Genomic DNA, 12695 nt, shown 5'->3' with positions numbered 1-12695 from the left:
CTCGAAGGACTATGACTCTGCGCGTACTCGCCGCCATGTCCGGCGGCGTCGACTCCGCCGTGGCAGCCGCGCGCGCCGCGGAGGCGGGGCACGACGTCACCGGCGTGCACATGGCCCTGTCCAGCAACCCCCAGTCGTACCGGACGGGCGCGCGGGGCTGCTGCACCCTTGAGGACTCCCGCGACGCCCGCCGCGCCGCCGACGTGATCGGCATCCCGTTCTACGTCTGGGACCTCGCCGAACGGTTCCACGAGGACGTCGTCGAGGACTTCGTCTCCGAGTACGCGGCGGGCCGCACGCCCAACCCGTGCCTGCGCTGCAACGAGAAGATCAAGTTCGCCGCGCTGCTGGACAAGGCGATGGCGCTCGGCTTCGACGCCGTCTGCACCGGCCACTACGCCCGGCTGGGCGGCGACGGCGTGCTGCGGCGCGGGGTGGACGGCGGCAAGGACCAGTCGTACGTCCTCGCCGTGTGCACGCCCGAGCAGCTCGCGCACGCGATGTTCCCACTCGGCGACACGACCAAGGCCGGGATCCGGGCCGAGGCGGCGCGGCGCGGCCTCCAGGTCGCCGACAAGCCCGACAGCCACGACATCTGCTTCATCGCGGACGGCGACACCCGCGCGTTCCTCGCCGAACGCCTCGGCGAGGCCCCGGGCCCGATCGTGGACGCCGACGGCAACCGCGTCGGAGACCACGACGGCGCGTACGCCTACACCGTCGGCCAGCGCAAGGGTCTGCGGCTCGGCCGCCCCGCGCCGGACGGCCGCGCCCGCTACGTCCTGGACATCTCCCCGGTGACCAACACGGTCACGGTCGGGCCGCGCGAGGCGCTCGACGTGCGTGTGATCACGGCCGAGCGCCCGGTGTGGCTCGGCCCGGAGCCGTCCGGGCCGATCGGCTGCGAGGTCCAGCTCCGCGCGCACGGCGAGGTGTACGGCTGCGTCGCCGAGCCGTCCGCGGACGGCCTGACCATCACGCTCGACGCGCCCGCGCGCGGCGTCGCGCCCGGCCAGGCCGCCGTCCTCTACGAGGGCGACCGCGTGCTCGGCTCCGCCACGATCGCCGAGACCGCCCGCGTTCCCGCCTGACCGGGCGCCGCCTCCTTTCGGGCATGCCGTACGCCCACGAGCGGGCGACCGATTCCGGCCATGCCGGAATAAGCGCGGCCTCGGGGACGCCGGTACCGTCCGTACGCGTTCCCGCTGAGGAGGTTGTGCTGTGGAGATCGGCATCTCGACGTTCGTGACCGACGAGGGCATCGGCCCGGCGGCGCTGGGCCGGGCGGTGGAGGAACGGGGCTTCGCCTCGCTGTTCGTGACCGAGCACACGCACATTCCCGTGAAGCGCGAGACGGAGTGGCCCGGCGGGGACGAGCTGCCGCGCCACTACTACCGGACGCTCGACCCGTTCGTGGTGCTGAGCGCCGCGGCGGCCGTGACCGAACGCATCCGGATCGGCACCGCCGTCGCGCTGATCGTCCAGCGCGATCCGTTCACGCTGGCGAAGGAGGTCGCGTCCCTCGACCTGGTCTCGGGCGGGCGCGCGGTGCTCGGCGTCGGCGCGGGCTGGAACCGGGAGGAGATGCGCAACCACGGCACCGACCCGCGCACGCGCATGCGCGTCGTCCGCGAACGGGTCCTGGCCCTCAAGGAGCTGTGGACGAAGGACGAGGCGGAGTTCCACGGCGACTTCGTCGACTTCGATCCCGTCTTCTCCTATCCCAAGCCCGTGCAGAGCCCGCATCCGCCCGTCTACATCGGGGGCGGGGGCCCGACCGTCCTCGACCGCGTCGTGGAGTTCGGCGACGGCTGGATGCCGGTCCTCGGCCGCGGCACCGACGACCTGCCCGGCCGGATCGCCGAGCTGCGCGAGCGCGCCGGGCGGCACGTCCCCGTCTCGCTGTTCGGGGTCCCGCCGAAGCCCGAGGTCATCGCGGAGCTGGAGCGGGCCGGGGTGGACGAGCTCCTGCTCAACCTGCCGACCGAGCCCGAGGACGCCTCGCTCGCCCGCCTCGACCGGCTCGCCGAACTGATCTGATCGTCCGCGCCGGTAGTGTTCCGGGCGTGACGACGAGCTACCCGTGGCGGGCAGGGACGGCGACAGGCATCGGGTCGTACCCGGGCGAGGACCCGGAGGAGACGCTGCGGACGGTGCTCGGGGAGCTGCCCGAGCTGCCGCACCTGCCCGAGCTGCCCGCCCGGGGCCCCGGCGCCGACCTCACCGGCCGGACGGCGGGGCTCCTGGTCGAGCTGCCCGTGCGGCTGGAGCCGTCCGGATGGCGGTTCTCCGACCGTCCGGGGCTCGACACCGCCCGGACCCGCGACCACCTCGCCCGCGACCTCGACGTGCTGGAGGAGGTCGCGGGCGGCCACGACGGGCCGTTCAAGATCCAGGTGTGCGGGCCGTGGACGCTGGCCGCGACGATCGAGCTGCGCGGCGGCGACCGGGCGCTGCGCGACCCGGGCGCCGTCCGCGACCTGACCGCGTCGCTCGCCGAGGGCGTCGCCCGCCACGTCGCCGAGGTGCGGCGGCGGCTGCCGCGCGCCGAGGTGCTGCTCCAGATCGACGAGCCGGGGCTGCCCGCCGCGCTCGCCGGGTCGGTGCCGACCGCGAGCGGCTTCTCCCGGCTGCGCGCGATCGAGGCGCCGGTCGCCGAGGACGGCCTGCGCCGCGTGATCGAGGCCGGCGACGCGTTCGCGATCGTGCACTGCTGCGCGCGGCGCGTGCCGTACGGGCTGCTGCGCGGCGCGGGCGCGCGGGCGATCTCGGTGGACGCCGCGCTCCTGCCCGAGCGGGACGACGACGCGGTGGGCGAGACGATCGACGCGGGCGTGGGGCTGCTCCTCGGGGTCGTCCCGGGGACGGACGCGGCGCTGCCCTCGCTGCGGGGGACCGCCGAGCCGGTGCGGGAGTTGTGGCGGCGGCTCGGGTTCCCGGCCGAACGGCTCGCGCGGCAGGCCGTCCTGACGCCCTCCTGCGGGCTCGCGGGCGCGTCGCCGCGGTATGTCCGGGAGGCCCTGAAACAGTGCCGCGAGACCGCGCGGATGCTGTACGAGGCGGACGGCTAGCCGCCCGCCGGCCTGCGGGGACCGGGGCGTCGCGCTGGTAATAATGTCGGTCCCACCGGCGAGAATAGGGCCATGACCTTGAGCGACGACGTGCCCACCGAGGACGCCCAGCGGCACCGCGAGCTGAGCGAGCGGATCGACGAGGCCAACTACCGCTACTACGTCCTGGACGACCCGACGCTGAGCGACGCCGACTACGACCGGCGGATGCGCGAGCTGAAGGAGCTGGAGGAGCGGCATCCCGGGCTCGTCACGCCCGACTCGCCGACGCAGAAGGTCGGCGCGCCGATCACGACCGACTTCGCGACGGTCGCGCACATCGAGCGGATGCAGAGCCTCGACAACGCGATGAGCGGCGACGACCTGCTCGCCTGGGACGACCGCGTCGTCAAGGAGGTCGGCGAGGTCGCGGGCTACCTGTGCGAGCCCAAGATCGACGGCCTGGCGATCGCGCTCACCTACCGCGACGGCCGGCTGGAGCGCGGCGTCACCCGCGGCGACGGGCGCACCGGCGAGGACGTGACCAACAACATCCGCACGATCGCGGCGATCCCGTCCCGGCTGGCGGGCGAGGGCTGGCCCGAGCTGCTGGAGGTGCGCGGCGAGGTCTTCCTGCCGATCGAGGGGTTCCGGCAGGTCAACGAGGCCGAGACCGAGGCGGGCCGCAAGCCGTTCGCCAACCCGCGCAACGCCGCGGCCGGCTCGCTGCGGCAGAAGGACCCGCGGGTCACGGCGCGGCGCCCGCTCGGGATGCTCGTGCACGGGTTCGGCGCGTGGCAGGGCGGCAGGCAGCCCGAAAGCCAGTCCGGAGCGTACGAGCTGATGCGCGGCTGGGGCCTGCCGGTCAGCGACCGCTACCGGGTCGTCGGCGGCCTCGACGCGGTCCGCGAGTACATCGACCACTACGGCGAGCACCGGCACGACACCGAGTACGAGATCGACGGCGTCGTGGTCAAGGTCGACCAGTTCGCGCTGCAACGGCGGCTCGGGTCCACGAGCCGCGCGCCGCGCTGGGCGATCGCGTGGAAGTACCCGCCGCAGGAGGTCAACACCAAGCTGCTCGACATCAAGGTCGGCGTCGGCCGCACCGGGCGCATCACGCCGTACGGGGTGATGGAGCCGGTTCAGGTCGCGGGGTCCACGGTCGAGCGGGCCACGCTCCACAACGCGAGCGAGGTCAGGCGCAAGGGCGTGCTGATCGGCGACACCGTCGTGCTGCGCAAGGCGGGCGACGTGATCCCCGAGATCGTCGCGCCGGTGACCGGGCTGCGCGACGGGTCCGAGCGCGAGTTCGCGATGCCCGAGCACTGCCCCGAGTGCGGCACCGAGCTGGCCTACGAGAAGGAGGGCGACGCCGACATCCGCTGCCCCAACGCGCGCACCTGCCCCGGCCAGCTCCGCGAGCGGCTCTACTTCGTCGCGGGCCGCAACGCCCTCGACATCGAGGCGCTCGGCTACGTGGGCGCGACCGCGCTGACGCAGCCGCTGGAGCCGAGCGACCCGCCCGTCAAGAACGAGGGCGACCTGTTCCACCTGACGGTCGACCGGCTGCTGCCGATCAAGAGCCTGGTCCTCGACCCCGACACCGGGACGCCCCGTACCGACCCGAAGACCGGCGAGCCCAAGGTCGTCACGTTCTTCGCCAACAAGGAGGGCGAGCCCAAGAAGACCGTCGAGACGCTCTTCGAGGAGCTGGAGAAGGCCAAGAGGCAGCCGCTGTGGCGGGTGCTGGTGGCGCTGTCGATCCGGCACGTCGGCCCCGCGGCGGCGCAGGATTTGGCGCGCGAGCTCGGCTCCATCGACGCGATCGCGAACGCGACCGAGGAGGAGCTGGTCGCGGTCGACGGCGTCGGGCCGACGATCGCGGCCACGGTCAAGGCGTGGTTCGAGGTCGACTGGCACCGCGAGATCGTCGAGAAGTGGCGGGCCGCGGGCGTCCGGATGCAGGACGAGGGCGTGGCGGGGCCGCGCCCGCTCAAGGACGTCAGCGTGGTGATCACCGGGTCGCTGGACGGGTTCAGCCGCGACTCGGCGACCGAGGCCGTGCAGCGGCTCGGCGGCAAGGTCAGCGGGTCGGTCTCCAAGAAAACGGGCTTCGTGGTCGCGGGCGACAATCCGGGGTCAAAGTACGACAAAGCCGTCAAGCTGGGAGTTCCGCTGCTCGACGAGGACGGATTCCGCGTGCTGCTCTCCGACGGGCCAGATGCGGCCAAAGACGTAACCCTGAGCGTGGACGGATAACACCCCGTGGTCGCCGGGCCGTTCACCAGGCTCTGGTTACCGAACGGTACTTCGCCACTACCCACGGGTAGTAGGGTGGTGCAGAATGGGCATAACGGAACGTACGCAACCGGTTTCGCGAAGTTGAGCAAAGGCCGTACTCTCCCAGTCATCACGACCCACTGAAGCTCCGGCCGCACCACCGGGAGGCAGCCCCCGCCTCCCGGAGCGGCCCGGACCCGGGGACGGCCCCCGAACCCCCGAGGATGTGATGAAGGACCCGAACAACACGCGGAACACGGCGCCGCGCCGGGGTTCCCCGTTGTGGATCTACTTCGTCGCCGTCGTCGTGCTCGGCGTGGCCGCCGCGGGCGCCGCCTTCACCGGGCTGGGCGGCGACGACCTCGACGCGCTCGCCCGCAACCCGGTCTTCTGGCTCCTCGGCTGCTTCATCGTGTTCGGCGAGCTGCGGCCGATCATCACGCCGGGCTCCACCGAGAACAACGGGGCGACGACCTCCACCACGTTCTCGTTCGCCGCGCTGCTGTACGCCGGGCTGCCCATCGCCGCCGCGCTCCAGGCCGCCGCCGTGATCACCTGCGGGATCTTCCGGGGCCGCACCCCGCACCGCATCGCGTTCAACACCGCGCAGTACACCCTCAGCCTCGCCGCCGCGCAGCTCGTCCTCGTGCTGGCCGGCGACCAGGGCACCCCGACCGCGCTGTGGGTCCCCGACGGCCGCGACCTGCCCGCCATCGCGCTCGCCGGCGCCGTCTACTTCGCCTGCAACGACACGCTCGTCGCCGCCGCGGTCGCCCTGCACGAACGCGTCTCGCTCCTCAAGGCCCTGCGCTGGGACCTCGCCTACCAGGTGCTCGTGCACCTCGCGCTGCTCGGCCTCGCGCCCATGATGGTCGTCGCGATGGACCGGTCCGCGCTGTTCATCCCGCTGATCGTCCTGCCGTTCATCGCGGTCTACCTGAACGCCTCGGTGTCCGTGCGGCGCGAGCACCAGGCGCTGCACGACGGGCTGACCGGGCTGCCCAACCGCAAGCTGCTGATCGTCCGCACCGAGGAGGCGATCGCCGAGACCCGCAGACCCGGCGGCGTCGCCGGTCTCGGCCCCGCCCGGCGCCGGGGCCGCAGGACCGCCGACGGACCGCATCCCCGCGCCGGGCTGTTCCTGCTCGACCTCGACCGGTTCAAGGAGGTCAACGACACCCTCGGGCACCCGACGGGCGACCGCCTCCTCCAGCTCGTCGCGCACCGGCTGACCCACAGCGTCCGCCCCGGCGACCTCGTCGCCCGGCTCGGCGGCGACGAGTTCGCCGTCCTGCTGCCCACCGTGCGCGACGAGGCCGCCGCCCGCGAGGTCGCCGCCCGCCTCCGCGCCGCGCTCAGCGAGCCCGTCCGGCTCGACGGCATGTCGTTCGACCTGGAGGCCAGCGTCGGCATCGCGCTGTTCCCCGACCACGCGCCCGACTTCGAGCTGCTGCTCCAGCGCGCCGACGTCGCGATGTACAACGCCAAGCAGGCCCGCACGGGCGTCGAGGTGTACGAGCCGGGCCGCGACCGCAACTCCCCGGCGCGGCTGAGCATGCTCGGCGACCTGCGCCGCGCCCTCGACCGCGGCGAGCTGGAGCTGTTCTACCAGCCCAAGATCTCCCTGCACGACGACCAGCTCGTCGGGATGGAGGCGCTGCTGCGCTGGCGCCATCCCGACCAGGGCCTCCTCGAACCGGGCGCGTTCCTGTCGGTCGCCGAGCAGACCTACCTGATGCGCTCGATCACGCACCACGTGGTCGACGCCGCGCTCACCCAGGCCGCCGCCTGGTGGCGCGACGACCTCACCGTCCAGGTGGCGGTGAACGCCTCGGGCCGCGACCTGCTCGACACTGGCCTCACCGAGACGATCGAGGAGGGCCTGCTCTCCCGCGGGCTGCCCGCCGCCGCGCTCCAACTGGAGATCACCGAGCGGATCCTGATGAACGAGCCCGCCTACGCCTCCGACACCGTCGGCGCGCTCGCCGAGCTCGGCATCCCGCTCAGCCTGGACGACTTCGGCACCGGCTACTCGTCGCTGGTGCGGCTCAAGCGCCTCCCGGTCGAGGAGATCAAGATCGACTCCTCGTTCGTGGGCCGCCTCACCGCCTCCGCCGACGACGCGGTGATCGTCCGCTCCATCGTCGACCTCGTGCGGACCCTCGGCCTGCGCTCGGTCGCCGAGGGCGTCGAGGACCCGCAGACCGCGCGGATGCTGCGCGAGATGGGCTGCGACGCCGCGCAGGGCTGGCACTTCGGCCGCCCGATGGACGCCGCCACCGCCACCGACTGGCTGCGCCGCCGGGTGGAACGCGCACCCGAGCCCGCCGCCTGACCCCCGATCATGGCCGGGTAAACCGGTCGGCCCGGGACGCCCCGGCCCATAGGATGGCCTGTGAATCCAACCGATCGCAGGAAACGGCTCTTACATGTTCGATGAGCACGCCGCCAGTGACGGCTCCGGCCGAGACGGAGAGCCGGGCGGAGCCATCACCCGCGACGAGGTGGCCCACCTCGCCCGGCTCTCCCGGCTGGCGCTCGGCGACGACGAGCTCGGCCATCTCGCCGCCCAGCTCGACCAGATCATCTCCGCGGTCGCGCGGGTGCAGGAGGTCGCGGCGGAGGACATCCCGCCGACCTCGCACGCCCTGCCGCTGACCAACGTCTACCGCGCCGACGAGGTCCGGCCGTCCCTCGCGCCGGAGCAGGCCCTCGCGGCCGCCCCGGCCGCCGAGGGGCAGCGCTTCCGCGTCCCCCGGATCCTGGACGAGGAAGCATGAGCGGGCCGAAGGCACCGGAAGGCGGGGCGTGAGATGACGGAACTGGTCAGGAAGACCGCGGCCGAGCTGGGCGCGCTGATCGCCTCGGGCGAGACGTCCGCCGCCGAGGTCGCGCAGGCGCACCTGGACCGGATCGCGGCCGTCGACGGGCAGGTCAACGCGTTCCTGCACGTCGACCGCGACAACGTCCTCGCGCAGGCCCGCGCGGTCGACGAGCGCCGCGCCTCGGGCGCCGCGCTCGGGCCGCTCGCGGGCGTCCCGGTCGCGCACAAGGACGTGTTCACCACCCGCGACCTGCCGACCACCGCCGGATCCAGGATCCTGGAGGGCTGGCGGCCCCCGTACGACGCGACGATCACCAGGCGGCTGCGCGACGCGGGCCTGGTCATCCTCGGCAAGACCAACATGGACGAGTTCGCGATGGGCTCCTCCACGGAGAACAGCGCGTTCGGCACCACCCACAACCCGTGGGACCTCACCCGCGTCCCGGGCGGCTCGTCCGGCGGGTCCTCGGCGGCCGTCGCCGCGTACGAGGCGCCGCTGTCGACCGGCACCGACACCGGCGGGTCGATCCGGCAGCCCGCCGCGGTCACCGGCATCGTCGGCGTCAAGCCCACCTACGGCGGCTCGTCCCGCTACGGGGTCATCGCGTTCGCCTCGTCGCTCGACACGCCCGGACCGTTCGCCCGCACCGTGCTCGACGCCGCGCTGCTGCACGAGGCGTTCAGCGGCCACGACGAGATGGACTCCACCTCGATCGACCGGCCCGTCCCGCCCGTCGTGGAGGCCGCCCGCCGCGCCGACGTCGCCGGGCTGCGCGTCGGCGTGGTCAAGGAGTTCGCCGGCGACGGCTACGAGCCCGGCGTGTCGGCCCGGTTCGCCGAGGCGGTCGAGCTGCTGGAGTCGCTCGGCGCCAAGGTCGTCGAGGTGTCGTGCCCGCACTTCTCGTACGCGCTGCCCGCGTACTACCTGATCGCGCCGTCCGAGGCGTCGTCCAACCTGGCCCGGTTCGACGCGATGCGCTACGGGCTGCGGGTCGGCGACGACGGCACGCGCAGCGCCGAGGAGGTCATGGCGCTGACCCGCGCCGAGGGCTTCGGCCCGGAGGTCAAGCGCCGCATCATGCTCGGCACCTACGCGCTGTCGTCGGGCTACTACGACGCCTACTACGGCAAGGCGCAGCAGGTCCGCACGCTGATCAACCGCGACTTCGAGTCGGCGTTCGAGCAGGTGGACGTGCTGGTCTCGCCGACCACGCCGACCACCGCGTTCCCGATCGGCGAGCGCGCCGACGACCCGATGGCGATGTACCTGGCCGACCTGTGCACGATCCCGTCCAACCTGACGGGCAACCCGGCGATCTCGGTGCCGTGCGGGCTCGCCGACGGCCTGCCCGTCGGGTTGCAGATCATGGCGCCCGTCCTCGGCGACGACCGCGTCTACCGCGTCGGCGCCGCCGTCGAACGGGCCCTGGAAGACCGCTGGGGCGGCCCGCTGCTGGCCGAGGCCCCCGAGCTGGCGGAGGCTGCCAAGTGACGACCCCGACCCTGATGCCGTACGACGAGGCGCTCGCGAGGTTCGAGCCGGTCCTCGGCATCGAGACGCACATCGAGCTCGGCACCGCGTCCAAGATGTTCTGCGGCTGCCCGACCGCGTTCGGCGCGGAGCCCAACACGCAGGTCTGCCCGGTGTGCCTCGGCCTGCCGGGCTCGCTGCCGGTGACCAACCACGCGGCGATCGAGGGCATCATCAAGATCGGCCTCGCGCTCGACTGCACGATCGTGGAGTGGTGCCGGTTCGCGCGCAAGAACTACTTCTACCCGGACATGCCGAAGGACTACCAGATCTCCCAGTACGACGAGCCGCTCTGCGTCGACGGGCACCTGGACGTCGAGGTCGACGGCGAGACGTACCGGGTCGAGATCGAGCGCGTCCACATGGAGGAGGACACCGGCAAGTCGCTGCACGTCGGCGGCGCCACCGGCCGCATCCAGGGCGCCGACCACTCGCTGGTCGACTACAACCGCGCCGGGATCCCGCTGGTCGAGATCGTCACCAAGCCGATCACCGCGACGGGCGACCGGGCGCCGCTGGTCGCCCGCGCCTACGCCACCGAGCTGCGCGAGCTGGTGCGCTCCCTGGGCGTCTCCGACGTCCGCATGGAGGAGGGCTCCATGCGCTGCGACGTCAACGTCTCGCTCATGCCGCGCGGCGCGTCCGAGTGGGGTACCCGCACCGAGACCAAGAACGTCAACTCCCTGCGCTCGGTCGAACGGGCGGTCCGCTCGGAGATCGAGCGCCAGGCGGGCGTCCTCGACGCGGGCGGGCGCATCGTCCAGGAGACCCGGCACTTCCACGAGGACACCGGCCGGACGACCAGCGGGCGCAGCAAGGAGGAGGCGCAGGACTACCGCTACTTCCCCGAGCCCGACCTGGTCCCGATGGCGCCGTCCCGCGAGTGGGTGGAGGAGCTCCGCGCGTCCCTGCCCGAGCTGCCGGCCGCCCGCCGCGCCCGGATCCAGCGCGAGTGGGGCCTGTCCGACATGGAGCTCCGCGACGTGGTCAACGCGGGCGCGGTCGGCCTCATCGAGGCGACGATCGCGGCGGGCGCCGACGCGCCGTCCGCCCGCAAGTGGTGGATGAACGAGCTGTCCCGCCACGCCACCGAGCGCTCGGTCGAGCTCGCCGACCTGCCCGTCACGCCCGAGCAGGTCGCGCGCGTCCAGGCGATGGTCACCGCCGGCGAGCTGAACGACAAGCTCGCCCGCCAGGTCTTCCAGGGCGTCCTCGCGGGCGAGGGCGCCCCCGACGACGTCGTGGCCGCCCGCGGCCTCAAGATCGTCAGCGACGAGGGCGAGCTCGCCTCGGTCGTCGACCAGGTGATCGCCGACAACGCCGACGCCGCCGACAAGGTCAGGGGCGGCAAGGTCGCCGCCGCCGGCGCCCTCGTCGGCGCGGTGATGAAGGCCACCCGGGGCCAGGCCGACGCGGGCCGCGCCCGCGAGCTCATCCTCGAAAAGCTCGGCGCCTCCTGACACCCGGGCCCGCCGTCCCGCCCCACCGCGGGACGGCGGTCGGCCCCATGAGCCGGGGAACGCCGACCACGCCCCAGCGCCAGAGGGCCGGCCGTCGGCCGGCGAACCTCATCGAGGCCCGCGCCCGCCGGGCGATGGAGCTCTGAGGGCGTTCACCGCAGGGGGACCACGACGATTCCATCGGCGGTGCCGTTGTCGGTGGTGAGCCATAGGGAGCGGCCGTCGGGGGACGGGACGACCGCGCGGATGCGGCCGAAGCGGTTGCGGAAGTGGGCGATGGGGCGGCCTGCCCTGCCGTTCTCCAGGGGAATCTGCCAGAGGCGTTCGCCGCGGAGGGCGGCGGCCCAGAGGTTGCCGGGGGTGTAGGCGAGGCCGGACGGGGACGCCTCCGCTGTGGGCCAGGTGACCAGGGGGTCGGTGTACTTCGGGTCGTCGCCGGCGCCCTCGACGACGGGCCAGCCGTAGTTGCGGCCCTTCTCGATGCGGTTGACCTCGTCGAAGCGGTTCTGGCCGAACTCGGTGGCGTACATGCGGCCCTTGCCGTCCCACGCGAGGCCCTGGACGTTGCGGTGGCCGTACGACCAGACGAGCGTGCCGAACGGGTTGCCCGGGGCGGGCCGCCCGTCGGGCGTCATGCGCAGGATCTTGCCGCCGAGGGACTCGCGGTCCTGCGAGTGCTCCTCCTGGCCGGCCTCACCGGTCGAGGCGTACAGCATCCGGTCGGGGCCGAACGCCAGCCGTCCGCCGTTGTGGTTGCCGCCCTTCGGGATGCCCGTCACGAGGGTCTCCAGCTTCCCGACGCCGCCGATGTGGCGGAAGCGGGCGATCCGGTTGTCGGACGCCGACGTGAGGTAGACGTAGACGTACTGGTCGTGCAGGAACGTGGGGGAGACGGCGACGCCCAGCAGCCCGCCCTCGCCCCGCGCGACGACGCCGGGGATCCTGCCCAGCTCGTCCACCTCGCCCCGGGGCGTGACGCGGAGGATCTCGGCGCTCTCCCGCTCGGTGAGCAGCGCGTCGCCGCCGGGCAGGAACGCCAGGCCCCAGGTGACGCGCCGGTCGCGCACCAGCACGCGCGGCTCGCCCGGCCGGGACGGCGCGCCCGGGCCGGACGACACGCCCGGGGGAACGACGCCGCGGCCGATGTCGGGACGGCGCCAGGGGCCGGGGTCCGTGCCGCGGGCGAGCCGTCCGCGCAGCCGGCGAGAGGCAGGACGGTGAGAAGGGCCACAACAGCGGGGGCGCGGCGCATTGGCCCATCAAGGCACACGCGAGCCCCCGGCTCAAGGGGCGGGCGGCGACCGCGCGGCGGCCACGTCCGGCCGTGTGCGCTGCCTGCGGCGCTTTCGCGGCCGGCTCAGGGGAGGGCCGGCCCGGGGGCGCGGGCGGTCGCCGGCGGACGTCCGACTAGGCCGTTCGTCGCCGGGAGGACGCCCAGCCTCAATCGCTCCGTGACCTACGGAACGTACATTGCGTATCACGGTGATCCCGCACTGCAGCAACGTCGCTGATCTCCGGCCGGCGCAGCCGACGCGCTCGCCGCCGGC

Annotated in this window: 9 protein-coding genes; 8 read left to right on the top strand and 1 reads right to left on the bottom strand. The window is 73.5% G+C overall.

The window, feature by feature from the left end; genetic code table 11:
* Positions 1-11: 11 nt before the first annotated feature.
* The 8 genes from mnmA (at position 12) to gatB (ending at position 11148) form a co-directional block, all read left to right on the top strand.
* On the top strand, positions 12-1091 hold the full coding sequence (gene mnmA / locus GEV43_RS05090) for a tRNA 2-thiouridine(34) synthase MnmA (protein WP_175249980.1): 1080 nt from the start codon (positions 12-14) through the stop codon (positions 1089-1091).
* A gap of 130 nt (positions 1092-1221) precedes the next feature.
* Positions 1222-2040, top strand: coding sequence for an LLM class F420-dependent oxidoreductase (locus GEV43_RS05085; RefSeq protein ID WP_160819682.1), 819 nt, complete (start codon positions 1222-1224; stop codon positions 2038-2040).
* Between the two features lie 26 nt (positions 2041-2066).
* Complete coding sequence (locus tag GEV43_RS05080) at positions 2067-3071, top strand: methionine synthase (RefSeq protein ID WP_164717173.1); 1005 nt, start codon at positions 2067-2069, stop codon at positions 3069-3071.
* A 72-nt stretch (positions 3072-3143) separates the two neighbouring features.
* Complete coding sequence (gene ligA / locus GEV43_RS05075) at positions 3144-5312, top strand: NAD-dependent DNA ligase LigA (RefSeq protein ID WP_160819681.1); 2169 nt, start codon at positions 3144-3146, stop codon at positions 5310-5312.
* Positions 5313-5562: 250 nt separating this feature from the next.
* Positions 5563-7668 carry a bifunctional diguanylate cyclase/phosphodiesterase gene (locus GEV43_RS05070; protein WP_160819680.1) on the top strand — a complete coding sequence of 702 codons (2106 nt, stop codon included), beginning with the start codon at positions 5563-5565 and terminating at the stop codon, positions 7666-7668.
* A gap of 94 nt (positions 7669-7762) precedes the next feature.
* A complete protein-coding gene (gatC, locus tag GEV43_RS05065) occupies positions 7763-8113 on the top strand; it encodes an Asp-tRNA(Asn)/Glu-tRNA(Gln) amidotransferase subunit GatC (protein WP_160819679.1) in 351 nt (116 codons plus the stop codon).
* A gap of 33 nt (positions 8114-8146) precedes the next feature.
* A complete protein-coding gene (gene gatA, locus GEV43_RS05060; protein ID WP_160819678.1) occupies positions 8147-9649 on the top strand; it encodes an Asp-tRNA(Asn)/Glu-tRNA(Gln) amidotransferase subunit GatA in 1503 nt (500 codons plus the stop codon).
* 14 nt (positions 9650-9663) lie between these two features.
* The gene (gene gatB, locus GEV43_RS05055) at positions 9664-11148 is read left to right on the top strand and encodes an Asp-tRNA(Asn)/Glu-tRNA(Gln) amidotransferase subunit GatB (RefSeq protein ID WP_160824314.1); all 1485 of its coding nucleotides are present in this window, start codon (positions 9664-9666) and stop codon (positions 11146-11148) included.
* A gap of 152 nt (positions 11149-11300) precedes the next feature.
* Here gatB and GEV43_RS05050 read toward each other — a convergent pair whose 3' ends face one another.
* Positions 11301-12266, bottom strand: coding sequence for a PQQ-dependent sugar dehydrogenase (locus GEV43_RS05050; RefSeq protein ID WP_309239462.1), 966 nt, complete (start codon positions 12264-12266; stop codon positions 11301-11303).
* Between the last annotated feature and the right edge of the window lie 429 nt (positions 12267-12695).

The sequence above is a fragment of the Actinomadura sp. J1-007 genome (assembly GCF_009793335.1).
In the GTDB taxonomy this organism is placed as follows: Bacteria; Actinomycetota; Actinomycetes; order Streptosporangiales; family Streptosporangiaceae; genus Spirillospora; species Spirillospora yumaensis.
The sequence above is the reverse complement of the archived record's forward strand: the minus strand, read 5'-3'. Positions and strand labels throughout refer to the sequence as shown.